The sequence below is a fragment of the Burkholderia sp. S-53 genome (genome assembly GCF_025560745.1).
In the GTDB taxonomy this organism is placed as follows: Bacteria; Pseudomonadota; Gammaproteobacteria; order Burkholderiales; family Burkholderiaceae; genus Burkholderia; species Burkholderia pyrrocinia.
Map to the genome: position 1 here is coordinate 2,128,465 of NZ_CP090484.1, position 23,018 is coordinate 2,151,482.

A 23,018-nucleotide genomic window follows, 5' to 3' on the forward strand; every position below is an offset into this window, starting at 1 on the left:
TCTCGCGTGCAGGCTCCGGGTTTGTCATACCCGGGCAGGGGTTGGAGGGCCGAGCGCATCCGGACAACAATCGGCGTACTCCGAGCCCTATCTTTCGTCTTCCCTTTTCTTTTCGAAAGCGAGTAATTCCGATGGCTGCCATTGAGAAACCTGTCGCTTCGCGTCAGCCCCCCCAAGGGGGGCACGCCCCCAAGGGGACTTCCGTCGTCGCGGAAAACTTGGGGCGGCCCGGCGTTTTCTCGAAGCCCGACTGGTCGAAGCTGACGTCGCTCGATCCGGAGCTGATCCGCGCATTCGTCGCCGTCGTCGAAAGCGGCGGCTTCACCGCGGCGGCCCGGCAACTGCATCGCACGCAGTCGACGATCAGCCTGCGCATCCGCACGCTCGAGGAGCGGCTCGACACGCACCTGTTCATGCGCAACAGCCGGCGGCTCGAACTGTCGTGCGACGGCGAGAATTTCCTGATCCACGCGCGGCGGATCATCCAGGTGCAGAACGACGCGATCATCGCGCTGAAGCAGACGAGCAGCGACCGCGGCGTCGTGCGCTTCGGGCTGCCCGAGGACTACGCGGAGCTGTGGCTGCCCGACCTGCTGAAGTCGTTCTATGCGATGCGGCCGGGCGCGCGTCTGCACGTGCAATGCCGGACGTCGCTCGAACTGCTCGAACGGCTGCAGGCCGGCGAGCTCGACGTCGCGCTCGTCGTGCGGCACGGGCCGAATGCGGGCGGACGGTTGCTCGGCCGTCACGACGTCGTGTGGGCCGCGCATCGGGATTTCGCGCTCGGCCCGCAGGTGTCGGTGCCGCTCGCGCTGTTTCCCGAGACGTGCTGCTACCGGCAACGCGGGCTGCAGGCGCTCGCGACGGCCGAGCGGCCGTATCACGTCGTCTATACGAGCCAGAGCCCGACCGGCATCAAGATCGCGGTGAACCACGGCGCAGCCGTGACGATGATCGATCGCTGCACGCTGCCCGAGAACTGGCGCGTGCTCGACGAGACGGACGGGCTGCCGCCGCTGCCAGCGGCCGATCTCGAACTGCATCGCTCGCCCGGCATCTGCGACCCGCTGACCGACGATCTGGTGTCGCTGATCGAATCGATGGTCGACGAGCGGCGGCGTGCGTCGCTCGAGGCGTTCGCGTAGCGGGGCGACTGGGGCGACAGGGGGGCGGGCGAGCCTGACGCGAGGCGACCGGCTCGATCCTGGCGCACGTCGCACGTCGCTCGCCGCCCACCGCCCACCGTCCACCGCCCACCGCCCACCGCCCACCGCCCACCGCCCACCGCCCACCGCCCACCGCCCACCGCCCACCGCCCACCGCCCACCGCCCGTCGCCCGCCGCCCGTCGCCCGCCACCCGCCACCCGCCACCCGCCACCCGCCACCCGCCATCAGCCATCAGCCATCAGCCATCAGCCATCAGCCATCAGCCATCAGCCATCAGCCACCCGCCACCCGCCACCCGCCATCAGCCATCAGCCATCAGCCATCAGCCATCAGCCGGTAGCCGGTAGCCCGCCGGCCGCGCGGCCCGCTGACGGCGGGCAGCGTTCCACATGCCGTTTTTTGCGCCGCCGCGCCGTTTTTTTGCACGGCGTTTATGCGTCGTCTTCTAAGCTGGGCATGTGTCGAACAGCCGAGACGGCTTCCGTCCGCTCCATGACCTTCATTCATCCCGTTCCCGCCTTCGATGTCGCCGGCCGCCAGTTGCCCGCCGGCGCACGCAACAACGTCATTCCGTTCCCACCGCCACGCGCGCGCCTGCAGTTGCCCGTCACGCTGACTGCCGACTCCGGCGAACTTGCGCGCGCCCGTCTCGCAGCGCTGCTGCATTCGCCGCTCGGCGTGTATGTCGTCAGCGCGCGCGCCGTGCGCGACGTGATCCATGTGCACTTCGAGATCGCGCCGGAGGATCTGGATTTCACGCTGCACATGCTGATCGCGCAGCAGGCCGATGCGGTGATCGGGCCCGTCGCACGCCGGTTGCGCGTCGGCCCGCAGGCCCGGTGAGCCGGGGCACGGTCATTGCGCGTTCGTTGCTTGTTGCTCGTTTGAATCGCTGCCGGATCGCCGGTCGCGGTGCTGTCCGGCCGCCGGCGGCGGATGTTCGTGCGCCGCGTCGCGCGCGGCGCCGATCCTGAATACGGAGTGTCCATGTACTTCACGGAAGAAGTGCGTACCGCGCGGCCGGCAAGCCGACGCGTGCGGACGGTGTCGCTGCCGTCGGGTCGGCAGCTCGCGCGGCAGCTCTTGACGACGGTCCGCGTGGCCGAAGTGCTGCTGCATCAGGCGATCGTCGTGCCCGACGGGCATCAGTGGTCGGTCGACACCGAGCGCGTCGACGCGGCCGGCGGGCCGCTCGCGGCCTGGGAGAGTCACGTGACGTTGCGGGTCGGCAAGGTGTTCGCGCAGGCGGTCAGTCCGACCGCGCGGGTCAACGATCCCGATCAGGTCGCGGTCGAGATCCGTCTCTGTCTGCCCGAGCAGGAATATCTGGACGAGCGGCGCGTGAGCATCTTCGGCCGGCGTCACGGCAACCGGTTCGGCGCGACGCTGTCGGTCGCGTCGGGCGCGCAGTGGGGCTGGCAACGTGCGGAGCATGTCGCGCCGGAACACGCGCACGTGCGCGGCGATACGCTCGAAGCACTCGTCGACGCGGTCGCGGCGAACGTCAATGCGGCGCTGGCCGCGGCGGGGTTTGGCGCGACGCGCTGATCACGCGTCGGCGGTTTGCCCGGTTTGGCGCTGAAGGTCTTCCATCAACTGTTCCGCGAGAAAGTCGCACGGCGGCCGCTTCGATTTCGTGCTGCGCGCGAGAATCAGTTCGAGCGGCGGCAGGTCGGGCAGTCCGTGCGAGCGGCCGAGCATCGACAGTTGCGCGGGAATCGCGCAGCGCGCGAGCGGCGCGACCGCGAGGCCGGCCTCGACCATGCTGAGCAGCCCGAGCAGGCTCGGGCTTTCATACGAGGTGCGGTACGGCACCTTCGCGCGTTCGAGGCTGCGGATCGCGTTCTCGCGCGCGACGCTGCCCGGCATGAACACCGCGATCGGCAGCGGTCGTTCTTCCCACACGCGCGGCCCGTTCGTCATCGCGGCCCACGCCATCGGCTCGTGGCGGATGAAGTCGCCGGTCAGCCCCTTGATGCGCGTGCCGCACACGAGATCGACGGTGCCTTCCTTGATCAGCGGCGCGAGCGCGCTGCTCGGCAGCCCCATCACCTGGATCTCGACCTTCGGGTAGGTCGCCGAGAATTTCTTCAGGACCGACGGCAGCAGCGACGACGCATAGTCGTCCGGCACGCCGATCACGACCTTCCCGGTCACTTCCGGCCGCACCACGGCCGCCCACGCCTCGTCGCGCAGCGCCAGCATTCGTCTGGCGAATCCCAGCAGCACCTCGCCTTCGCGCGTCAGCACGATGCTGCGCGGCTTGCGCACGAACAGCGGCCGCCCGATCGCGTCTTCCAGGCTCTTGATCTGCATGCTCACGGCCGACTGCGAGCGGTTCACGGCCTCGGCGGCGCGGGTCATGTTGCCCGTCTCCGCGACGGCGACGACGGTGGCCAGCACGTCGTGATCGAGCATCTTCATGGGTATCAGGAAAACTGAACGTAACGATCAGCATTATGCGTTTTTATTGTCGATGTGTGTCTGCCATAGTGCGATCACGCTGGCGTTTTGCCCGGCACGCAGGCTTGAACAGGGAAGAGTGGTGTATCGATGATGGACCATCCGTTGCGCGCCGCACTGGCCGCGGAATTGCATGCGCGGCCGTTCCTGCGGCTGGCCGAAGCCGTGTCGCTCACGCATTACGCGATCTACGCGGACGGCCAGCCCGACATCCACGAAACGCTGCTGCACGCGCTGTGCCGCGACACCGGCATTGCCGTGCCGCATGAAGGCGCGACGCACTACGCGGTGCAGTCGCCGTGCGGCTGGCACCTGAAGTGGGAACGCCACACCGAATTCTCGACCTTTACGTTCGTCGCGCCGCGTCGCGACACCGGCTATTTCGACGATCTCGCGATCGAAGGCATTCCGGCCGCATGGTTCGCGCGGCTCGCCGGCATCCGCTTCGTCGCGGTGCGGATGGAACTGCTGTCGGGCGATGCCGCGCGGCTCGTCTGCGGCGACCTGCGCCGCTGGATCGACGGGCCCGCGCTCGTCGGCAGCGACGTGCTCGGCGGCGGCAAGGTGTTCTGCGACTGGCATGTGCGCGACGACGGCTTCATGCGCTTTCTCGTCGTCGACGAGGATTTCCGCGAGGAGCAGGGCGGCCGCCTGCTGCAGCGTCTCTATGAAATCGAAACGTACCGGATGATGGCGCTGCTCGCGCTGCCCGTCGCGCGCCGGATGAGCCGCGAGCTCGACGAGATCCACGCGGCACTGCATGCGCTGATGCAGCGGATGGACGCGAGCGGCGCCGACGGCGACGACGCGGCGCTGCTCGTCAAGCTCACGCATCTCGCGGTGCGGGTCGAATCGCTGTCGGGTTCGGGCGCGCGTTTCAGCGCGTCGCGTGCATACGAAAAGCTCGTGCTGGCGCGCATCCAGGAATTGCGCGAGGAGCGTATCGAAGGGATGCCGACGATCGCCGAATTCATGGAGCGGCGCTTCGCGCCGGCGATGGAGACGTGCCGCAGCGTGTGGGCGCGCCATGAGCAGATCGCCGCGCGGATCGCACGCGCGGTCGACCTGTTGCGCACGCGCGTGAACCTCGCGCAGGAAAAGGACGTGACGCGCCTGCTGGCGGGCATGGAGCGCACCGCGCGCAACCAGCTCCATCTGCAGCACGCGGTCGAAGGGCTGTCGGTGGCGGCTATTTCGTACTACGTGCTGTCACTTGCGACGGCAGCGTTCAAGGCGTTGCACGTGATGAACCTGCCGGTCGATCCGGAGCTGGCGGAAGGCCTGCTGATCGCGCCGGTGGTATTCGCGGTGATTCACATCACGCGGCGCACGCGCGCGCAGCTTGCGCGATCGGAGGCCGTGCATGACGGCACGCCCGTGCAAGCGGCGGCGTTGAAGCAAGCTGGTTAAGACATAGACAACACAATCGAAGAAAGGAGTGGAGATGACTTTTTCGCAGAAACAACCGGGGTTTTATAGCGGTTTCGATGCGTTCGACGAACCGGCATCGGATGAAGCCGGCGTGCCGGAGGAGGCGCGCGTGAGCTCGTATCAGGCCGTGCTGCAGGAGCCGATGACGTCGCTCGTCGGGAATACGCTCGATCGGCCGGACGTCGCGGCGGTGGCGATTCTCGGCTACAACTGACGCGTTTCTTCGCGTCGATCCGACAAGACGCAGGCGTTCATTTGCCGGCCGCCTTTCGGCGTGCCGGACGTGATTCGCCTTCCCCCTTCGCTTTCCCCGCCCCCTGAGCGAGCGCCAGTTCGACGAACGCGCGCGCGGCCGCGCTCCGGTATGCCCCCTTGCGCTGCAGCAGCACGGCCGTGCGCCGCAGCACGGCCGGATCGAGCGCAACGGCGACGAGATCGTCGTGCCCGGTCGCGATCGTCGCGGGCAGCAGCGTCGCGAGATTCGTGCGGCTCACGATCTCGATCACCGCACCAAGCGAATTCGCCTCCATCAGCACGCGCGGCCGCACGTCGTGCTCGCGGCAATAGCGGTCGATCTGCACGCGCGTCGCGAACTCGGCCGTGAGCAGCACAAGCGGCGCGTCGTGCAGCGCGCGCAGGCCGGCCTTGCGTTTTCCGGCGAGCGCGTGCCGACGGTTCACGACGAGCGCAAGCGTCTCGACCAGCAGCGTTTCCACTTCGATATCCGCCGTCTGCACTTCATCGAACGCGATGCCGACATCGAGCTCGTCGTCGACGAGCAGCGCCTCGATGCGCTCCTGCGACATTTCGCGCACCGACAACGACACCTCCGGATAACGACCGTGAAACGCCTCGACCAGCGGCCCGACGAGATAGCTCGTGAAAGTCGGCGTGACCGCGATCCGCAGCGAGCCGCGGCTGAGATCCTGCACGTCGTGAATGGCACGCCGGCCTTCCGCGAGATCGTGCAATGCCTGCCGCGCATAGCGGAAATACACGTCGCCAGCGTCCGTCAAGCGCGTGACGCGCCCGGTGCGGTCGAACAGTTGCGCGCCGAGCGTCTCCTCGAGCTGGCGGATCTGCTGCGACAGCGCGGGCTGCGACACGTGCAGCGCGGCGGCTGCGCGCGTGAAGCTGCGGTGTTCGGCGACGGCCAGGAAGTAGTTGATATGGCGCAGCAGCATGGCGATTCCTATAAGTCGTGCTTATCCGGTTGATCATAAATCAGTCTTTTACGTTATTGGAAGTCCGGCGTAACCTGCCCTTCATCGATTTCACTCACACCGGAGAACACGCGATGAAGGACATCATCGAAGGCTTTCTGAAGTTCCAGCGCGACGCCTATCCGGAGCGCGTCGCGCTGTTCCGCGATCTCGCGCGCAGCCAGAACCCGCGTGCGCTGTTCATCTCGTGCTCGGACAGCAGGCTCGTACCCGAACTCGTCACGCAGCGCGAACCGGGCGATCTGTTCGTGATCCGAAATGCCGGCAACATCGTGCCGTCATACGGCCCCGAGCCGGGCGGCGTATCGGCATCGGTCGAATACGCGGTGGCCGCACTGCGCGTGACCGACGTCGTGATCTGCGGGCATTCCGATTGCGGCGCGATGACCGCGATCGCGACCTGCCAGTGCATGGATCACATGCCGGCCGTCGGCCACTGGCTGCGCTACGCCGATTCGGCGCGCGTCGTGAACGAGGCGCGCACGCATCGCAGCGAACGCGAGCGAATCGACTCGATGGTGCGCGAGAACGTCGTCGCGCAACTCGCGAACCTGAAGACGCACCCCGCCGTGCGGCTCGCGCTCGAAGAAGGGCGTCTCGCGCTGCACGGCTGGGTCTACGACATCGAATCGGGCTGCATCGATGCCCACGACGGCGCGACCGGCCGGTTCGTCTCCCTGGCGGACCATCCCGATGTCCGCGCCACGCCCGCGACGCTCCCCGTCGCGGCCTGAACTGCTCCCACCCAACCACGAGGTATAACCATGATCCAGTCCCAGCACAGTCAGACCGCCCGCCACGCGCTTGCCGAGACCGTCGTCCTCGCGAAGGCGCGCAAGAACCTGTCGTTCGCGCAGCTCACCGAAGGCACGGGCCTGAGCGAAGCGTTCGTCACGGCCGCGCTGCTCGGCCAGCATGCGCTGCCGGCCGACGCCGCGCGCGTCGTCGCCGACAAGCTCGGCCTCGACGACGATGCGGTGCTGCTGCTGCAGACGATTCCGCTGCGCGGCAGCATCGACGATCGCGTGCCGACCGACCCGACCATTTACCGTTTCTACGAAATGCTGCAGGTGTACGGCACGACGCTGAAGGCGCTCGTCCACGAGAAGTTCGGCGACGGCATCATCAGCGCGATCAATTTCCGGCTGGACGTGAAGAAGGTCGACGATCCGGAGGGCGGTTCGCGCGCGGTGATCACGCTCGACGGCAAGTACCTGCCGACCAAGCCGTTCTGACTGTTCCGACGCAGGCACGGCGCGCGGCGCAGCCGCCCCGGCTGCTCGTTTTCCCCACCCTCCGTTCCACCCGGCGGCTGCCGTGCCGCCGGGTGTCCGTGCTGCCGCGCGGGGCCGTGTCGTGCCCCCGTTCTCCCCGCCTGCCCAAACATCGATCCCGTTCAATGTCCGGAACGGAAATCCGCGATCCATAAAGTTTTTGACGGGTTTAAAAATTCGCACTGGAGACGATAGAAACGTGCGGAAAGCCCGATGAAAACCGATGAAATCAACATGACAGCCAGCGCATCGGCCGATGCCGGTGCCACGCCCGAACAGCCGACGCGGCTCGTCGTGCGCATGCGGCACGGCCGCTACGCGACGATGCCGCTCGTCGCGACGACCACGGCCGGTCGCGGCTGATCGCCGCGCCGCCCCGACACCTGCTTCCTTGCGCCATTCGTTCCGGATGAGGAATCGCTCGATCCCTCTCCGCCGGCACTGCGCGACCGCACGACCGGTCGCGCCGGTGACCGCCGCACGGCGGCGTGCCGCGCCGGCAGGCTGTCGCGCCTGACCGCTGACATTCGCTTACTTGTTCAATACGGACCATCATGAAACGGGATTCATTCAGTACACCTGATGCAGTTCATCGCGCGCCGACGGAAATGCTCAAGCCGAACGACGCCTTCGTGCGCATCGAAAACGTCGTGAAGAAATTCGGCGACAGCACGGCCGTCGACAACGTGAACCTGACGATCGCGAAAAACGAACTGTTCGCACTGCTCGGCAGCTCGGGCTGCGGCAAGTCGACGCTGCTGCGCATGCTCGCCGGGCTTGAAATGGCGACCTCCGGCAAGATCTTCGTCGACGGCGAAGACCTCGCTTCGCTGCCGCCGTACCGCCGCCCGGTGAACATGATGTTCCAGTCGTATGCGCTGTTCCCGCACATGACGGTCGAATCGAACGTCGCGTTCGGCCTGAAGCAGGAAGGCACGCCGAAGCACGAGATCAAGGAGCGCGTGGCCGACGCGCTCGCGCTCGTGCAGATGAGCAAGTACGCGAAGCGCAAGCCGCATCAGCTTTCCGGTGGCCAGCAGCAACGCGTTGCGCTGGCACGCTCGCTGGTCAAGCGCCCGAAGCTGCTGCTGCTCGACGAGCCGATGTCGGCGCTCGACAAGAAGATCCGCCAGAAGACCCAGCTCGAACTCGTGAACATCATCGAGAAGGTCGACGTGACCTGCGTGATGGTCACGCACGACCAGGAAGAAGCGATGACGATGGCGAGCCGCCTCGCGGTGATGAGCGAAGGCAAGATCGTGCAGATCGGCTCGCCCGGCGAAGTCTACGAATTCCCGAACAGCCGCTTCTCGGCCGAATTCATCGGCTCGACGAACCTGTTCGAAGGCCGCGTCGTCGAGGACGAGCCCGATCACATCTTCGTCGAGAGCGACGACCTCGAAGCACGGATGTACGTGAGCCACGGCGTGACCGGCCCGCTCGGGATGCCGGTCGGCATCTCGGTGCGCCCGGAACGCGTGCACGTATCGCGCGACAAGCCGGGCTCGAAGCACAACTGGGCGCGCGGCGTCGTGACCGACATCGCGTACATGGGCAGCTACTCGCTGTATCACGTGCGCTTGCCGAGCGGCAAGACGGTCGTGTCGAACCTGTCGAGCTCGCACCTGATGACCGACAGTGCGCCTTCGTGGAACGACGACGTGTTCGTGTCGTGGTCGCCGGCCAGCGGCGTCGTGCTGACGCAATGAGGACGACACGATGAGAACCTCCGCTTCCACTCCGTCCGCGCCGGTGTCGACCGGCGCCGCGAGCACCGGCGCCGGTCGCGCCCGGGCCGCTTCGCCGCGCTGTCGCGCTTCCTGCCGTCCGGCCGCAACGTCGCGATCGGCGTGCCGTTCCTGTGGCTCGCGGTCTTCTTCGCGCTGCCGTTCGTGCTGGTGCTGAAGATCAGCTTCGCCGACCAGGTGATGGGCATCCGCCGTACACGTCGCTCGTCGAGATGAAGGACGGCGTCGTGCACTTCGCGCTGCAACTGTCGCACTACGCGTTCCTGCTGCAGGACGACCTGTACATCGCGACCTACCTCAGCTCGCTGAAGATGGCCGCCGTGTCGACGGTGCTGTGCCTGCTGATCGGTTACCCGATGGCGTACTACATCGCGCGCGCCGAGCCGAACCGGCGCAACGTGCTGATGATGGCCGTGATGCTGCCGTTCTGGACGTCGTTCCTGATCCGCGTGTACGCATGGATCGGCATCCTGAAGGACGACGGCCTCTGAACCACACGCTGATCGCGCTGGGCATCATCCACACGCCGCTGCGGCTGTACCACAGCGATGCGGGCGTCTACATCGGGATGGTCTATTCGTACCTGCCGTTCATGGTGATGCCGCTGTACGCGCACCTCGTGAAGATGGACCTGACGCTGCTCGAGGCCGCGTACGACCTGGGTGCGAAGCCGTGGGTCGCGTTCACGCGGATCACGCTGCCGCTGTCGAAGAACGGGATCATCGCCGGCAGCCTGCTGGTGTTCATCCCGGCGGTGGGCGAGTACGTGATTCCGGAACTGCTCGGCGGGCCGACACGCTGATGATCGGCCGCGTGATGTGGGATGAATTCTTCAACAACATGGACTGGCCGATGGCGTCCGCGGTGACGGTCGCGATGGTGATGCTGCTGCTGGTGCCGATGGCGCTGTTCCAGTACTACCAGGTCAAGGAACTGGAGGAAGCGAAATGATCAAGCCGAGCAAACCGCTGTCGACGGGCGTTCTCGCCTTCGGCTTCCTGTTCCTGTACATCCCGATCATCAGCCTGGTCGTGTACTCGTTCAACGAGTCGAAGCTGGTGACGGTGTGGTCGGGCTTCTCGCTGAAGTGGTACGCGGCGCTGTGGCAGGACGACGAGCTGCTGACCGCCGCGTGGCTGTCGCTGAAGATCGGCCTGCTGACGGCCACCGCGTCGGTCGTGATCGGCACGTGGGCGGGTTTCGTGCTCGCGCGCTTCGGCCGCTTCAAGGGCTTCACGCTGTACACGGGGATGATCAACGCGCCGCTGGTGATTCCGGAAGTGATCCAGGGCATCTCGCTGCTGCTGCTGTTCGTGGCGCTGGAGCAGATGTTCGGCTGGCCGAAGGGCCGCGGGATGGTGACGATCTGGATCGGCCACGTGATGCTGTGCGTGTCGTACGTGGCGATCATCGTGCAGTCGCGCGTGAAGGAGATGAACAAGTCGCTGGAGGAGGCCGCACTCGATCTGGGCGCGACGCCGCTGAAGGTGTTCTTCGTGGTGACGCTGCCGCTGATTTCGCAGGCGCTGCTGTCGGGGTGGCTGCTGTCGTTCACGCTCTCGATCGACGACCTGGTGCTGTCGGCGTTCCTGTCGGGGCCGGGGTCGACGACGCTGCCGCTGGTGGTGTTCTCGCGCGTGCGGCTCGGGCTGAACCCGGAGATGAATGCGCTGGCGACGCTGTTCATCACGGCCGTGACGATCGGCGTGATCGTCGTGAACCGGATGATGATCGCGCGCGAACGGCGCCGCGTGGCCGACATGAAGGCGGCGTTCGCGGTGGCGTGAGCCGACGCAACGTGACGACGTGAAACGGAGCGGCGGGCGCGCGATGCGCCCGCCGTTCGTCCTTTTGCCACGGCCGCGTCGGTCGCACTCGATTCGGCAGCATGCCGGCGCACGGGCGACGCGCTATAGTCGTGCGACGCCCGCTGCGGGTGCTGCACGCCCGGCGGCCTTTTCACGCATGCGTTCGCCCGATCCGATGACAACCCATCCCGACGTGACCCTTCAACTGACCGACACGGAGCAGCCGGCCGCACGCGACTTCATCAGCCGCAAGCTCGGCGAATTCAACCATGCGATGACGGGGCGCGCCGACGCGGCCGCGCTCGACATCTACGTGACCGATCCCGCGACCGGCGAGGTATTGGGCGGCCTCACCGGCCGGACGTCGCTCGGCCTGTTCTTCATCGATCTGTTCTACCTGCCGGAATCGCTGCGCGGCGGCGGATTCGGCAGCCGGCTGCTGCGCGAGGCCGAAGCGGAAGCGAAACGGCGCGGGTGCGCCCGCGCGGTGCTGTACACGATCTCGTTCCAGGCGCCGGACTTCTACCGGAAACAGGGTTACGAAACCTTCGGCGAAGTGCCGTGCGAGCCGGAAGGCACCGCCCGCGTGTTCATGGTCAAGGTGCTTTAAGCGTGTGTTCCCGGCCGCAGGCTTGTTCCTGACATCTGCCGACATCGTGAGCGAGCGACGGCAAGCACAACGCAGGATGACCCGCCACGCGTATCCGGCGCTGCGTCGCAAGCGCCGGCATCGCTCACGGATCACCGAGCAGGCGTCGCGCGCGCGACGATCATGTCGTAGAGTGCCCGCGCGGCGGGCGACAATTGCGCGCTCTTGCGCGTGACGAGCACCAGCGTGCGCGACACCGACGGTTCGACGAGCTCGATCGTGCGGATCATCGGGTACGCGTTCTTCTGGAGCGCGAGCTTCGGCACCACGGCCGCGCCGAGCCCTTCGGCGACGAGCCCGAGCGCGGTCGAGCTGCGCTGCACTTCGTAGAAAGAATGCAGCGACACGCCGCTGGTCTTCAGCGCGCCTTCGAGCAGCCCGCGGTTGCCGCTCACTTCGCCGGCGAAGATCAACGCGTGCGGCTGCAGCGCCGCCCAGCGGATGCGCCGCCGCTTCGCGAGCGGATGATCGTCGCGGCAGACGAGCACATACGGGTCGTGCGTGAGCGGCACGCTGACGAGTTCGGGGTGCTGGTCGCCGGCGATGCTGATGCCGAATTCGGCTTCGCGCCGCAGCACGGCCTGCAGCACCGAGGCCGATGCGTGGTCGAGGATCTTCACGCGATCGTGCGGCCGGTGCCCGGAGAACGCGCGCAGGATGCGCGGCAGGTATTGCACGCCGACTGTCGGCACGCATGCGATCGTGACGTCGCCGCGCTGGCTCAGGCCCGTCTCGCGGATTTCGGTCAGCGCGTCGGACAACTCGTTCAGCAGCCGCCGCGCTTGCGGCAGGAAACGCCGGCCGATCTCGGTCAGCGTGGTGCGGCGCGTCGTGCGCTCGACCAGCGCGACGCCGAGAAACGATTCGAGCTTGCGCAGCCGCTGCGTGATCGCCGTCTGCGTCACGTGCAGCGTGTCGGCCGCCTGCCGGAAGCTGCCGCCGTCGGCGATCGCGACGAAAGCCTGGACACCGAGCGTATCGATCTTCATCAGAAATTTGAATCAATAACGATATTAAATTCATTTTACTGAAGTGCGGCGTCAGTCGCAGAATGCGCTGCATCGGCGGCCGCATGCATCCCGCGCCCGGATGCGGCGACGCCGCCCATGCCGACCAGGAGGACCATCGTGACGACCCCACTCGATCAATACGCAAACCAGTATGTGCAATTCGAGGACGAACGCACGCGGCCGGTGCGCGACCTGCTGGCCGCGGTGCCGAATACGCGGATCCGCACGGCGGTCGATATCGGCTGCGGGCCCGGCAATTCGACGGAAGCGCTGATCGCACGCGCGCCCGACGCGACGATCCACGGGATTGATGCGTCGGCGGACATGATCGCGGCCGCGCGCAAGCGCCTGCCGGCACTGCGTTTCGATCTCGCGGACGTGGCCACGTGGGACGATCCGGGCGGCTATGACCTGATCCTGTCGAACGCGGTGCTGCAATGGGTGCCCGCGCACGACACGCTGTTTCCGATGCTCGTCGGTCGGCTCGCGCAGGGCGGCCATCTCGCGGTGCAGATGCCCGACAACCTCGACGAACCGGCGCACCGGCTGATGCGAGAAGTCGCAGCAGCCGGGCCCTGGGCGAACAAGCTGAAAGGCGCGGCGCGCACCGAACGGTTCGACGCGCGTGACTACTACGCGCTGCTGGCGCCGCTGTGTTCGCGCGTGGACGTGTGGCGCACGACCTACTACCACCCGCTGCGCGGCGGTGCGGATGCGGTCGTCGAATGGTTCAAGGGCAGCGCGTTGCGGCCATTCCTCGCGGCGCTCGACGACGGCGAACAGCGTGCGTTCCTCGCGCGCTATCGCGAGGCGCTCGCCGGCCCGAACGGCTATCCGGCACTTGCCGACGGCACCGTGCTGCTGCCGTTCCCGCGCCTGTTCATCGTGGCGACGCGGACGTGATGCGGCAATGGCGCGCCGGGCGACGCTGCGTCAGCGCACCGCCCGCACCGATTCCGGGTCGACCGTGCGGCTCCGTGCGGTCTGCCCGTCGCGCAGATCCTTGTACCAGAACAGCGCGACTTCCCCGTCGTGGTCGCCATCCGTGTACAGGAAGCGGTCGTGGCCGCCGAGCACGAAGCCCGTGCGTGCATACGTGCTGCAGGCCGCGACATTGTTCGCCTGCGTTTCCAGCCGCATGAAGCCGAACCCGTGGTTGCGTGCCCATGCTTCAGCCGCCGCGAGCAGGAACTGCCCGATCCCCTGGCGCCGGCAATTTCGGTCGACGGCCAGCTCCGAGATTTCGGCCATCCCGTTCCAGCTCTCCGCGATCGCCACGAACCCGGCGAGCCGCCCGCCGGCCGTCGCGCGAAAGAGCGCCGTTTTGCCTGACGCTTCGCTTGCCCAGCCGGCCGGATCGAAGCCGTAGTCCTTGCGCCGGACCGGCAGCGCGCGAAGATCGAGCAAGTCCTGGTACGGCGCATTCAGTTCCCATGCGATGTCGAACGAGAAGTCGCATCGTTCCAGTTCGTCGGCGGAAAGCCCGCTCGCCGGTTCGATGCTGATGTGCTCGGTTCGGTCCATGTGTCGGTGTCCTGTCTTCGGCGGGTGGTGTGGTCTTGTCTATGACGCGATCGCCGGTGCCGTGATACGCGCCGCGTTCGCTCCTTGGTCGTCTTTTCTGCACCTGCACATTTTGCCGCGTGCGAAATCGGCCCGGACTGGCTGTATCCACGGTTGTCGAACGCGGGCAAGCCGTGAACCGGATGGCGCCGCAGGCATCTGCGACTTCGCGCGCTGGCTGCGGCACTGCTTGACCCGCCCGATTATGCTGGATTTCGATGTCGGCCCGGCGCCGGTATCGGTGCGATGCCGGCCGCCGTGCATCGTGTTTGCACTGTCGAAACGCACGGGCGCGTACGGGAGCGCGGCCTGCCAGCAATACGATCAACGGCCGCGCGGTGCCGATACCGGCCGGGATCGGCTCGTCGCCGTCGTTCGCCGGCCGTGCGGGCGCGAACACGCCGCTCGTCATGCGGATCGGCCTGCGTCACACGTTCTGGTCGACCGGGCGGGCGTTGCCGACGCGCGCAGCGCCCGTCGCGACGTCCGGAACCGGTGCCGGCACGACAGCGGGCGCGCCATCGGAGCGCCCGTTTCGCTGTGGATGACGGCGCGCACGGGCAACGCGCCGGTGCGGAAAGCGATATATTTTCCGGTGCATATCGAGGCACCGTTCGACTCCATCACCCCACATTCACCCGCACGGGAGCACCATTTTGAATTCGACGCACCGCGAAGCCGTCGGCGAGGCCTTTTCGCTCGACGCGATGCAGCACGCAAGAACCATGACGTGGCAGGCCGTCGACGCGATCGCCGCGGGCATCCGTCCCGGCATGCGGGAATCGGAAGCGAACGCGCTGGGGCTGAGCGTGCTCAAGGATCTCGGGATGGACCGGATCTGGCATCCGATCCTCGTCCGCTTCGGGGAAAACACGCTGCGCACGTTCAAGGAGCGGTCGGTGGCGGACCCCGTCCTCGCCGACGACGACATCTACTTCATCGACCTCGGCGCCGTCTGGGCGAAGCACGAGGGCGATGCCGGCGCGACGTTCGTGTGCGGCGACGATCCGGACATGCATGCCTGCGCGCGCGCGGCGGGCATCATCTACGGCGAAGTCGAGCATCACTGGCGGACCACCGGATGCGCGGGCATCGCGCTGTACGAATTCGCGGCGCAACGCGCCGACGCGCACGGCTTCCGGCTGAACGTCGACATCAAGGGGCATCGCGTCAGCGATTTCCCGCACGCGATCTACAAGGCCGGCAATCTCGGCGATTTCGACGGCGCGCCGGCCGCCGGCCTGTGGATCCTCGAGATCCAGATCGCGCATCCGACGCGGCCGTTCGGCGCGTTCCACGAAGACCTGCTCGTGTAAGCGAGGCGCCCGGTGGCGCGCGACATGCATGCGCGCCGGCCGGGGCCCTTGGGCAACGGCGGGACCGCCGCGATCTCAGATGCTGATCGGGATGGGGCCCGCGAGCGGCGTATAGCCGTCGTCGAACAGATACCACGCGTCGTACTGGCCCGACGCAAGCGTGCTGTTCGCGGTGGACGAGAACAGCAGCGAGCCGGTGCTCTTGGGCAGGTACGCCCACGACTTGTAGCCGCCCTTGGTCGGCTGCGCGCCGCGCGCATAGATGCCTACCCAGTTCTTCGGGCTGTGGCGCCACGGCGGCACGACGTAGTCGAACCGCAGCGTGCCGTACGACGACCCCTGCGACGCCAGCGCCGCGACGAATTTCCCGTTCGTATTGCCGATCGCCGAATCCGTCAGCAACGTGCCGGATTGCATCTGCACGCAGCCGGCGATACGGCGCAGGAAGTTCGGATCGTTCGCGTCGCGGATGCTTGCGTCGTACCAGCCGCCGTCGCCGTACCACGTGACGGCTTGCGTCGCGCCGGCGGCGACGGTGACCGACTGCCTCGTGTTCATGCCGTATGCGTTGTCGGTGAGCTGGAACGTCGTCGCACTGGAGCCGGCGGAGTTGTCGAGCGTGATCTGCACGTTGCCGTTCGCCACGTCGTAGCACAGGCTGATTTCGGCCGTCGATCCCGTGTTGCCGGACGACCCGACGCTGCCGCGGAACGTCTGCAGGAAGCCGTTCGGGCCGTACACGGAATAGTCGTAGCCGCCGCCGGCATTCAGCGCGAGCGAATCCGACAGGTTCGCGCACTGGCTCGCGCCGGCCGCGATCGTGTAATGCCGGGGAATCGTGCTCGTGCCGTCGACCCACGCCTGCAGGTGTACGCCGGCGGTGCCGGTGTTGGTTATCGTCAGCGACAGCGCGTTGCCGGCGCGGTCGACCTTGCCTTGCACGAAGAACTCGTAGGGCAGGCGGCAGGCGGTGCTGCGGCCGGCCGTCTGCGCCGGCACCGCGGTGGTGGTCGGGTAGGGGATCAGGACGGCCGGGCCGTTCGGGTTCATGTTGCTCGCCGGCGGCTGGATCGCGGGAACGGTCTGGTCGGCGTTCGAGAAATCGAAGGCCGACGTCAGGTCGCCGCACACCGCGCGTCGCCACGGCGAGATATTGGTTTCCTGAAACCCGAAGCGCGCCTCCAGGAAGCGGACCACCGACGTGTGATCGAAGACCTGCGAATTCACCTTGCCGCCCTTCGACCACGGCGAGATCACGAACATCGGCACGCGCGGCCCGAGCCCGATCGGCACGTCGCCGCTGGCCGAGCCATCCGATGCGCTGCCGCTGCTGGCGACGAATTCCGCGGCCGTCGAGACGGTCGACTGCCCGGTGCCGGCCGCGGAGCTGGCCGGGACGGCGGGCGGGACGTGATCGAACAGGCCGTCGTTCTCGTCGTACATCACGAGCAGGACCGTGCTGGCCCAGACCTTCGGATTCGAGGTCAGCGCATTCAGGACGTTGCTCACGTACCATTCGCCGCCGCTCGCGGCCCACGACGGATGCTCGCAGTACGCGTAAGGCGCGGCAATCCACGACACTTGCGGCAAGGTGTCGTTCGCGACGTCGGCCTGCAGCTGGCTGAACAGGTTCGTGTCGTATTCCTTGCCGCCGCCGCTCGGGTCGATCTGCGTGCCGTTGATCGCGGGCGCCAGCGGATCGTTGGCGCCGAGGTTCTGGTACTGCTTGAAGTTGAGAACGATGTTGTCGCCGTAGTTCCCGTTCCACCAGAGCGTGCTGCCGGCGCTGTTGGAATTGCCGTACGCGTGGCCGGCATCCAGGCCGTTGCCCTTGTCCTGGTAGAACTTCCACGTGACGCCGGCCGCGTTCAGCCGTTCCGGCAAGGTCGTCCAGCCGGTGCCGGTCATCGTGTTGTCCGTGTACGGCGAATAGCCCGGCACGTTGCCGCAGCATCCGGTCCACAGATACAGCCGGTTCGGGTCGGTCGGACCGAGCATCGAGCAGTGGTAGTCGTCGCACACCGTGAACGCGCTCGCCAGTGCGTAGTAGAACGGGATGTCTTGCTGCGTGAAGTAGTACATCGTGCCGCTGGTCTTCGCGTCGGCCCAGTTGTCGTAGCGGCCGTTGTTCCAGGCACTGTGCGTGCCGGTCCAGCTGTGGTCCAGGTCGCCGTAGTAGGTGTCGCCGTTCGCCGTGCCGAAGGGCGGGGACGGGTTGAACGGAAACACGTAGGACATCAGCCAGGGCTGGCGCCACACGGGATACCCGCTCGAAATCACGACCGGCCGCGGATCGCCGAAGCCGCGTGCGCCGCCCAGCGTGCCGAGATAGTGGTCGAACGAACGGTTTTCCTGCATCAGGATCACGACGTGCTTCACGTCCTGGATCGTGCCGGTAACGGTAGCCGCGGGAATGGCCTGGGCGCGCGCGATGCTTTCGGGCAGCATGCCCGTGATCGCGGTCGCACCGGCGAGCTTCAACGCATCGGCAAGGAACTGACGTCGTGTTGTGGGTTTGTTTTGCATGATCGCTCTCTGTCGTGGATGGCCGGCCGAGGGGCCTGCGTCGGTCAGTGGCACGCGCTCGCGCAGTGCAGGACCGGCGCGGAGGCCGAACCCGGTGCCGATGCGCGGGCAGCGGCGACCTTGCCCGCCGCACCCGAGTCGCCGTCGCCGCAAGCGGCCAGCGTGCAAAGAAGCGCGATCATGCAAACGCCGCGCCAGTGCGGAAAACGGCTTTCCGAACGGGGCGGCGGGACGACATCCTGTCGATCCGATTCGAATCGGATTCCTGATTGACTGGACTGGGTGCTGCCTACTCCTGATTTCATTTCCCCTCCGAACATGAAATGGACAGCAGAGAATATCGCCCGAATCAGAACAACTTCATGACAGGCCAACCGCGCGTGCCTGCCACCTGCGAAAGCCGTGTGTCGGGATTGGTCGCGACCGGATGCGTGACGTAGTCGAGCAGCGGCACGTCGTTGATCGAATCGCTGTAGAAGTAGGTCCGCTCGAAATCCGCCGGTGCGTAGCCGAGCGAATCCAGCCACGCGGCCGTGCGCACGATCTTCCCTTCGCGGAAACTCGGCACGCCGGTGCTGCGCCCGGTGAATTGCCCGCCGGGCGTGCCGTCGTCGGTGTCGAGCTCGATACCGAGCAAGTGCTCTATTCCGAACTCGGCCGCGATCGGCCGCGTGACGAACACGTTGGTGGCCGTGACGATGCAGCAGAGATCGCCGTTCTCGCGATGCCGGTCGACCAGCGCACGCGCCTGCGGCGTGATGGCCGGCCGGATCACCTCGTCCATGAACTGCGCATGCCAGCGTTCGAGCTGCTCCCGCGAGTAGCGGGTGAGCGGCGCGAGCGTCACGGCGAGATACGCGTCCATGTCGAGCGTGCCGGCCGCGTAGTGGCCGTAGTGCTCGTCGATCAGCGCCGCGTGCGCGTCGTCCTCCTGCCACCCCACCCGCGTGAGGAAGCGGCTCCAGGCCTGGTCGCTGTCGAGCGGCAGCAGCGTGTGGTCGAGGTCGAACAGCGCGAGATTCTTGTGCATGGGTGGTTCCTTCGATTGCGTGCTTACGCGCCGATCAGCTTCTCGATCGCGTCCTTGGCGTTCTTCCCGTCGATGGTCGTGACACCGTCGAGCCACTTCGACAGCACGCCGGGATTCTTCTTCGCCCATTCCTTCGCGACGGCCACCGGATCCGCGTGATTCATGATCGGCACCATCAACTGGTTCTCTTCGTCGGTCGTGAATTTCAGGTTGGTCAGCAGCCGGCCGACGTTCGGGCAGCGTTCGAGATAGCCGGGCGTGACGAGCGTATAGACCTTCGCCGACCCGTAGTTCGGGCCGAACACGCCGTCGCCGCCGTCGAGATAGGCAATCCTGTAGTTGATGTTCATCGGATGCGGCTCCCAGGCCAGGAACACGATCATCCGGTGCTCCTGCACGGCACGTGTCACCTGGACGAGCATCCCGGCCTCGCTCGATTCGACCAGCTTGAAGCCGCCGAGGCCGAATTCGTTCTTGTCGATCATTCGCTGGATCAGCGCGTTGCCGTTGTTGCCGGCGCCGATCCCGTAGATTTTTCCGTCGAGCTGGTCGCGGAACCTGGCGATGTCGGCGAAGCTCTTGAGGCCCTTGTCCGACGCGTATTGCGGCACGGCCAGCGTGTAGCGCGCGCCGATCAGGTTGGGCTGCGGCAACTGGTGCACGGCGCCGGCATCCACGAACGGCTTCACCGTCGGCGTCATGCTCGGATCCCAGTAGCCGAGGAACGCATCGATCTGCGCCTTCTTCACGCCGGCCAGCACGATCGGCGGCGACGCGATCGTCTTGGTCGCCTCGTAGCCGAGCCCGTCGAGCAGCATCATCGCGACGCCGGTGGTGGCCGCGATGTCGCTCCAGCCGACATCGCCGAGCGTCACCTTCCTGCAGACGTCGCCCTCGGACGCGTGAACGGGGGCTGTCGCAAGCGCCGCCAGCAGTGTTGCAGCCAGCATCCATGCCTTCCTCATCATGTCGGTCTCCTAAGCAAGTGTTCCGGATCGTGTTGCCTGAATGGTCTGACGATTGATCGTGTCGATCGGATGAAACAAACGAACTTGGGTCTGGCTTTGCAGTTTTTCGTACCGTATATTAGAACGCACAAAATCGCAAGATCGCACAAAAATGCAAATCGCTGACGGCCGGTCGAGCGGGCTGGCGACGGCGGGAAAACTCGGGCGGCGGTCCGGAACGGCCGCGCTGCATCAACCAGATCGGTAAGGCAAAAGAAAGGAGGCCTCGAATGATCAGTCAACTCGAAATCGTTTCCCGCCTGTTGCTGGCGGCATTGCTCGGCAGCATCGTCGGCATCGAGCGCGAGCGCCTGTCGTGGGCGGCCGGGTTGCGCACGCACATGCTGGTGGCGGTGGGCGCCGCGTTGGTGATGGTCGTGTCGGCGTTCGGCTTCGCGGATATCCAGGATGCGAAGAACGTGTCGCTGGACCCGTCGCGGGTCGCCGCGCAGGTCGTGTCCGGCATCGGTTTTCTCGGCGCCGGGTCGATCATGCTGCGCGGCGAGATCATCCGCGGGCTGACGACGGCGGCGAGCCTGTGGGTCGTGGCTGCAGTCGGGCTGGCCGTGGGCGGCGGCATGTACGTGGCCGCGATCGCCGCGACAGCGATCGTGCTGGCGATCCTGGCCGGGCTGAAGCCGATCGAGAAACGCTTCTTCGCCGCGCGGCAGCGCCGGGGCGTGCGCATCCTCGCGAGCCGCGGCACCGTGAAGCTGACGTCGCTGCAGGCGATGCCCGGCATCGACCAGGCGCGCATCGTCCAGTTCATCATCGAACAGGACGACGCCGAGCCGGACGACGACCGCATCCACGTGGTGTTTTCGAAGATGACGAGCGCCGAGTTCCAGGCCGTCCGTCAATCCTTGCAGACCCTCGTCGGCATCAAAAAGATGGAGGAGAGCGCAGCATAGATCGCCGTTCGAATAACATTGACCTTCACTTCCGAGGACACCCATGTGGCAAGAAGAGCGATATCAGAGGATTCGGCTTCTGTTATCGAAGATGCAGCGCGTTTCCACCGACCGGATCATGGCCGACCTGAACGTGTCGCGGGAAACCGTGCGCCGCGATCTCGTCGACCTCGAGGCGCTGGGGGAACTGAAGCGCGTGCATGGCGGCGCGGTGCAGGTGGGCGACGAAGCGCCGATCGCCGAGCGCGCGCAGACGCACGTGAAGGCGAAGCTTGCGATCGCACGCGCAGCGGCCCGGCTGGTCACGGGCTCGCAGACGCTGTTCATCGACGCGGGCACGACCACCACGCTGCTGGCCGAGGAACTTTCCAAGCTGTCGGGCCTCACGATCGTCACGAACTCGATCGATGTCGCGCTGAAGATGCGTTCGAGCGACCCGGCCCAGGCGAAGAACGAAACGATCCTGCTCGGCGGGATGATCGGCAGCCGCGCGGCCGCGACGGTCGGCGACGGCACGGTCGCCGAAATCTTCCGCTACCGCGCCGATCTCGCGCTGCTGTCGCCGGTCGGCGTCGATTCCGTGCGGGGCGCGACGAACTACGACCGGATGGAAACCGAAGTGGCGCGCGCGATGGTCAACAGCGCGGCGGAGGTCGCGATCCTGGCCGATTTCAGCAAGCTCGGCACGAACAGCCGGATCAGCTTCTGCGAACCGGCGCGGATCGGCACACTCGTGACGGACCAGAAGGCGGAATCGGTCGACAGCTTCAAGAGCATCAGGAAGGTCGTCAAGAACATCGTGCTGGCGTAGCGGCGAGACGCGCGGGGCACGATCGGCCGCGGTTATGCCGTGCATGCGGCGCGCATTCTGCCGGCCAGCCGTTTCCCGGCGTAATATATCCGCCGATACAACGAAGGCGCGCCATCCGGCGGCGCCTGCACGGAGGCGGGCGATGGAGATGGCAGGGACGGCGGCGCCTTCGGCGCATCAAACGGCGGCAGGCTCGATCGCGCTGACCGGCGCATTCGTGCGGCCGATGACGGTGTCGCTCGACGATCTGCGCCGGCATGCGAGCGCGACGGCCGAGCCGTTCGACCTGCGCTGCTTCACGACGAACCGCTTCATCCGCTCGGTCGCACCGTATCGCGGCGCGCGGCTGAAGGACCTGCTCGACACGGCCGGGCTGCGCAACGACGCGCCCGGCGACTTCAAGCGCATGGTGTTCATCGCGCATGCGCACGACGGCTACGCGGTCACGTTTTCATGGCACGAGCTGTACAACACGCCGGTTGGCGAACACGTGATCGTCGCGTTCGAATGCGGCGATGCGCCGCTGTCGATCGACGACGGCGCGCCGCTGCTGTTTTCCGGCGCCGACCTCCTGCCTGCGCCGCGTCATGTGAAGCGGCTGGCCGGCATCGTCGCGCGTGTGCTCGAGTTCTGAGCGCGGCCCGTGTACTGCCGGCGTTCGCCGCGCCGGCCATCGTGTATGCTTGCCCGCATCGTTCTAACGGCAGGACAACATGAAGACTTCGGCACACCCCAAGCCAGAGGTGCGGTTCAGGATGCGCATCCAGCAGGCCGATACGATCGCGCTCGGCCCGGGCAAGGTCGCGCTGCTGGAGGCCGTGCGCGAGCACGGTTCGATTTCGGCGGCGGCGCGCAGCTTGAAGATGTCGTACCGGCGCGCGTGGCTGCTGATGGACGAACTGAACCGTTCGCTGAAATCGCCGGCGACGGTGTCCGAGCATGGCGGGCAGAGCGGCGGCGGCAGCGTGCTGACGCCGGTCGGCGAAGAGATCATCCGCCTGTATCGCGGGATCGAGGAACGTGCGTACGCGGCCTGCGCGGACGAGATCGCCGCGCTCACGAAAATGGTGCGCCGCTGAA

Annotated in this window: 25 protein-coding genes and 1 pseudogene; 18 read left to right on the plus strand and 8 right to left on the minus strand. The window is 66.6% G+C overall.

Annotated features, from left to right (window positions below):
* Positions 1-218 precede the first annotated feature (218 nt).
* From LXM88_RS31690 to LXM88_RS31700, 3 genes are all read left to right on the plus strand, one after another.
* Complete coding sequence (locus tag LXM88_RS31690; protein ID WP_262543373.1) at positions 219-1,145, plus strand: LysR family transcriptional regulator; 927 nt, start codon at positions 219-221, stop codon at positions 1,143-1,145.
* A gap of 515 nt (positions 1,146-1,660) precedes the next feature.
* Positions 1,661-2,011, plus strand: a complete 351-nt coding sequence (locus LXM88_RS31695; RefSeq protein ID WP_262543374.1) for a hypothetical protein — start codon at positions 1,661-1,663, stop codon at positions 2,009-2,011.
* Between the two features lie 144 nt (positions 2,012-2,155).
* Positions 2,156-2,716: a hypothetical protein gene (locus tag LXM88_RS31700; protein ID WP_262543375.1), complete on the plus strand. Its 561-nt coding sequence runs from the start codon at positions 2,156-2,158 to the stop codon at positions 2,714-2,716.
* Here LXM88_RS31700 and LXM88_RS31705 read toward each other — a convergent pair whose 3' ends face one another.
* On the minus strand, positions 2,717-3,592 hold the full coding sequence (locus tag LXM88_RS31705; RefSeq protein WP_059605089.1) for a LysR family transcriptional regulator: 876 nt from the start codon (positions 3,590-3,592) through the stop codon (positions 2,717-2,719).
* Positions 3,593-3,721: 129 nt separating this feature from the next.
* On the opposite strand from LXM88_RS31705, the gene LXM88_RS31710 reads away from it, so the two are divergent.
* Both LXM88_RS31710 and LXM88_RS31715 read left to right on the plus strand, forming a co-directional pair.
* The gene (locus LXM88_RS31710) at positions 3,722-5,041 is read left to right on the plus strand and encodes a DUF3422 family protein (RefSeq protein WP_262543379.1); all 1,320 of its coding nucleotides are present in this window, start codon (positions 3,722-3,724) and stop codon (positions 5,039-5,041) included.
* A gap of 34 nt (positions 5,042-5,075) precedes the next feature.
* Entirely contained in the window at positions 5,076-5,276 is a 201-nt protein-coding gene (locus LXM88_RS31715) for a hypothetical protein (protein WP_262543381.1), read from the plus strand.
* A gap of 37 nt (positions 5,277-5,313) precedes the next feature.
* On the opposite strand, the gene cynR is transcribed toward LXM88_RS31715, so the two are convergent.
* Positions 5,314-6,246 (minus strand): transcriptional regulator CynR, encoded by a 933-nt coding sequence (gene cynR, locus LXM88_RS31720; protein WP_262543382.1) that lies wholly within the window; start codon positions 6,244-6,246, stop codon positions 5,314-5,316.
* A 113-nt stretch (positions 6,247-6,359) separates the two neighbouring features.
* Between cynR and LXM88_RS31725 the strand changes: the two genes are divergently transcribed.
* From LXM88_RS31725 to LXM88_RS31755, 7 genes and pseudogenes are all read left to right on the plus strand, one after another.
* The gene (locus tag LXM88_RS31725) at positions 6,360-7,019 is read left to right on the plus strand and encodes a carbonic anhydrase (RefSeq protein WP_262543384.1); all 660 of its coding nucleotides are present in this window, start codon (positions 6,360-6,362) and stop codon (positions 7,017-7,019) included.
* A 30-nt stretch (positions 7,020-7,049) separates the two neighbouring features.
* A complete protein-coding gene (gene cynS, locus LXM88_RS31730) occupies positions 7,050-7,520 on the plus strand; it encodes a cyanase (RefSeq protein WP_047901820.1) in 471 nt (156 codons plus the stop codon).
* Between the two features lie 252 nt (positions 7,521-7,772).
* Positions 7,773-7,922: a hypothetical protein gene (locus tag LXM88_RS31735; protein WP_262543386.1), complete on the plus strand. Its 150-nt coding sequence runs from the start codon at positions 7,773-7,775 to the stop codon at positions 7,920-7,922.
* 245 nt (positions 7,923-8,167) lie between these two features.
* Positions 8,168-9,268, plus strand: a complete 1,101-nt coding sequence (locus tag LXM88_RS31740; RefSeq protein WP_262547012.1) for an ABC transporter ATP-binding protein — start codon at positions 8,168-8,170, stop codon at positions 9,266-9,268.
* Positions 9,269-9,278: 10 nt separating this feature from the next.
* Positions 9,279-10,258, plus strand: a pseudogene (locus LXM88_RS31745) (ABC transporter permease subunit).
* A complete protein-coding gene (locus LXM88_RS31750; RefSeq protein ID WP_262537513.1) occupies positions 10,255-11,094 on the plus strand; it encodes an ABC transporter permease subunit in 840 nt (279 codons plus the stop codon). The pseudogene LXM88_RS31745 and the gene LXM88_RS31750 overlap by 4 nt, the downstream one beginning before the upstream one ends.
* 196 nt (positions 11,095-11,290) lie before the next feature.
* Positions 11,291-11,725, plus strand: a complete 435-nt coding sequence (locus tag LXM88_RS31755) for a GNAT family N-acetyltransferase (RefSeq protein WP_262543388.1) — start codon at positions 11,291-11,293, stop codon at positions 11,723-11,725.
* Positions 11,726-11,856: 131 nt separating this feature from the next.
* Here LXM88_RS31755 and LXM88_RS31760 read toward each other — a convergent pair whose 3' ends face one another.
* Entirely contained in the window at positions 11,857-12,753 is an 897-nt protein-coding gene (locus LXM88_RS31760) for a LysR family transcriptional regulator (RefSeq protein WP_262543390.1), read from the minus strand.
* Positions 12,754-12,891: 138 nt separating this feature from the next.
* Here LXM88_RS31760 and tam point away from each other — a divergent pair, with 138 nt between their 5' ends.
* Positions 12,892-13,677: a trans-aconitate 2-methyltransferase gene (tam, locus tag LXM88_RS31765; protein ID WP_262543391.1), complete on the plus strand. Its 786-nt coding sequence runs from the start codon at positions 12,892-12,894 to the stop codon at positions 13,675-13,677.
* Positions 13,678-13,707: 30 nt separating this feature from the next.
* Here tam and LXM88_RS31770 read toward each other — a convergent pair whose 3' ends face one another.
* Positions 13,708-14,298, minus strand: a complete 591-nt coding sequence (locus LXM88_RS31770) for a GNAT family N-acetyltransferase (RefSeq protein ID WP_262543393.1) — start codon at positions 14,296-14,298, stop codon at positions 13,708-13,710.
* 695 nt (positions 14,299-14,993) lie between these two features.
* Between LXM88_RS31770 and LXM88_RS31775 the strand changes: the two genes are divergently transcribed.
* Positions 14,994-15,653, plus strand: a complete 660-nt coding sequence (locus LXM88_RS31775; RefSeq protein WP_262543396.1) for a M24 family metallopeptidase — start codon at positions 14,994-14,996, stop codon at positions 15,651-15,653.
* A 75-nt stretch (positions 15,654-15,728) separates the two neighbouring features.
* Here the strand turns inward: LXM88_RS31775 and LXM88_RS31780 are convergent, their stop codons facing one another.
* From LXM88_RS31780 to LXM88_RS31795, 4 genes are all read right to left on the minus strand, one after another.
* On the minus strand, positions 15,729-18,179 hold the full coding sequence (locus LXM88_RS31780; protein ID WP_262543397.1) for a phosphocholine-specific phospholipase C: 2,451 nt from the start codon (positions 18,177-18,179) through the stop codon (positions 15,729-15,731).
* A gap of 44 nt (positions 18,180-18,223) precedes the next feature.
* Positions 18,224-18,361, minus strand: a complete 138-nt coding sequence (locus LXM88_RS31785; protein ID WP_262543399.1) for a hypothetical protein — start codon at positions 18,359-18,361, stop codon at positions 18,224-18,226.
* 167 nt (positions 18,362-18,528) lie between these two features.
* Positions 18,529-19,209, minus strand: coding sequence for an HAD family hydrolase (locus tag LXM88_RS31790; protein WP_262543401.1), 681 nt, complete (start codon positions 19,207-19,209; stop codon positions 18,529-18,531).
* A 23-nt stretch (positions 19,210-19,232) separates the two neighbouring features.
* Positions 19,233-20,177 (minus strand): choline ABC transporter substrate-binding protein, encoded by a 945-nt coding sequence (locus LXM88_RS31795; RefSeq protein ID WP_412524150.1) that lies wholly within the window; start codon positions 20,175-20,177, stop codon positions 19,233-19,235.
* A 269-nt stretch (positions 20,178-20,446) separates the two neighbouring features.
* On the opposite strand from LXM88_RS31795, the gene LXM88_RS31800 reads away from it, so the two are divergent.
* From LXM88_RS31800 to LXM88_RS31815, 4 genes are all read left to right on the plus strand, one after another.
* On the plus strand, positions 20,447-21,127 hold the full coding sequence (locus LXM88_RS31800) for an MgtC/SapB family protein (protein WP_262543402.1): 681 nt from the start codon (positions 20,447-20,449) through the stop codon (positions 21,125-21,127).
* A gap of 43 nt (positions 21,128-21,170) precedes the next feature.
* Positions 21,171-21,938, plus strand: coding sequence for a DeoR/GlpR family DNA-binding transcription regulator (locus tag LXM88_RS31805; RefSeq protein ID WP_262543409.1), 768 nt, complete (start codon positions 21,171-21,173; stop codon positions 21,936-21,938).
* A gap of 142 nt (positions 21,939-22,080) precedes the next feature.
* Positions 22,081-22,572 (plus strand): molybdopterin-dependent oxidoreductase, encoded by a 492-nt coding sequence (locus LXM88_RS31810; protein ID WP_262543410.1) that lies wholly within the window; start codon positions 22,081-22,083, stop codon positions 22,570-22,572.
* A 121-nt stretch (positions 22,573-22,693) separates the two neighbouring features.
* Positions 22,694-23,017: a winged helix-turn-helix domain-containing protein gene (locus LXM88_RS31815; RefSeq protein WP_047901809.1), complete on the plus strand. Its 324-nt coding sequence runs from the start codon at positions 22,694-22,696 to the stop codon at positions 23,015-23,017.
* Position 23,018: the final 1 nt, after the last annotated feature.

What these genes read in the sequence shown, in the direction of transcription:
- LXM88_RS31695 (WP_262543374.1), top strand. Translation starts at nt 1,661, where the DNA reads ATGACCTTCATTCATCCCGTTCCCGCCTTCGATGTCGCCGGCCGCCAG.
- LXM88_RS31700 (WP_262543375.1), top strand. Translation starts at nt 2,156, where the DNA reads ATGTACTTCACGGAAGAAGTGCGTACCGCGCGGCCGGCAAGCCGACGC.
- LXM88_RS31705 (WP_059605089.1), bottom strand. Translation starts at nt 3,592, where the DNA reads ATGAAGATGCTCGATCACGACGTGCTGGCCACCGTCGTCGCCGTCGCG.
- LXM88_RS31710 (WP_262543379.1), top strand. Translation starts at nt 3,722, where the DNA reads ATGATGGACCATCCGTTGCGCGCCGCACTGGCCGCGGAATTGCATGCG.
- LXM88_RS31715 (WP_262543381.1), top strand. Translation starts at nt 5,076, where the DNA reads ATGACTTTTTCGCAGAAACAACCGGGGTTTTATAGCGGTTTCGATGCG.
- cynR (WP_262543382.1), bottom strand. Translation starts at nt 6,246, where the DNA reads ATGCTGCTGCGCCATATCAACTACTTCCTGGCCGTCGCCGAACACCGC.
- LXM88_RS31725 (WP_262543384.1), top strand. Translation starts at nt 6,360, where the DNA reads ATGAAGGACATCATCGAAGGCTTTCTGAAGTTCCAGCGCGACGCCTAT.
- cynS (WP_047901820.1), top strand. Translation starts at nt 7,050, where the DNA reads ATGATCCAGTCCCAGCACAGTCAGACCGCCCGCCACGCGCTTGCCGAG.
- LXM88_RS31735 (WP_262543386.1), top strand. Translation starts at nt 7,773, where the DNA reads ATGAAAACCGATGAAATCAACATGACAGCCAGCGCATCGGCCGATGCC.
- LXM88_RS31740 (WP_262547012.1), top strand. Translation starts at nt 8,168, where the DNA reads ATGCTCAAGCCGAACGACGCCTTCGTGCGCATCGAAAACGTCGTGAAG.
- LXM88_RS31750 (WP_262537513.1), top strand. Translation starts at nt 10,255, where the DNA reads ATGATCAAGCCGAGCAAACCGCTGTCGACGGGCGTTCTCGCCTTCGGC.
- LXM88_RS31755 (WP_262543388.1), top strand. Translation starts at nt 11,291, where the DNA reads ATGACAACCCATCCCGACGTGACCCTTCAACTGACCGACACGGAGCAG.
- LXM88_RS31760 (WP_262543390.1), bottom strand. Translation starts at nt 12,753, where the DNA reads ATGAAGATCGATACGCTCGGTGTCCAGGCTTTCGTCGCGATCGCCGAC.
- LXM88_RS31770 (WP_262543393.1), bottom strand. Translation starts at nt 14,298, where the DNA reads ATGGACCGAACCGAGCACATCAGCATCGAACCGGCGAGCGGGCTTTCC.
- LXM88_RS31780 (WP_262543397.1), bottom strand. Translation starts at nt 18,179, where the DNA reads ATGCAAAACAAACCCACAACACGACGTCAGTTCCTTGCCGATGCGTTG.
- LXM88_RS31785 (WP_262543399.1), bottom strand. Translation starts at nt 18,361, where the DNA reads ATGATCGCGCTTCTTTGCACGCTGGCCGCTTGCGGCGACGGCGACTCG.
- LXM88_RS31790 (WP_262543401.1), bottom strand. Translation starts at nt 19,209, where the DNA reads ATGCACAAGAATCTCGCGCTGTTCGACCTCGACCACACGCTGCTGCCG.
- LXM88_RS31795 (WP_412524150.1), bottom strand. Translation starts at nt 20,177, where the DNA reads ATGATGAGGAAGGCATGGATGCTGGCTGCAACACTGCTGGCGGCGCTT.
- LXM88_RS31800 (WP_262543402.1), top strand. Translation starts at nt 20,447, where the DNA reads ATGATCAGTCAACTCGAAATCGTTTCCCGCCTGTTGCTGGCGGCATTG.
- LXM88_RS31805 (WP_262543409.1), top strand. Translation starts at nt 21,171, where the DNA reads ATGTGGCAAGAAGAGCGATATCAGAGGATTCGGCTTCTGTTATCGAAG.
- LXM88_RS31810 (WP_262543410.1), top strand. Translation starts at nt 22,081, where the DNA reads ATGGAGATGGCAGGGACGGCGGCGCCTTCGGCGCATCAAACGGCGGCA.
- LXM88_RS31815 (WP_047901809.1), top strand. Translation starts at nt 22,694, where the DNA reads ATGCGCATCCAGCAGGCCGATACGATCGCGCTCGGCCCGGGCAAGGTC.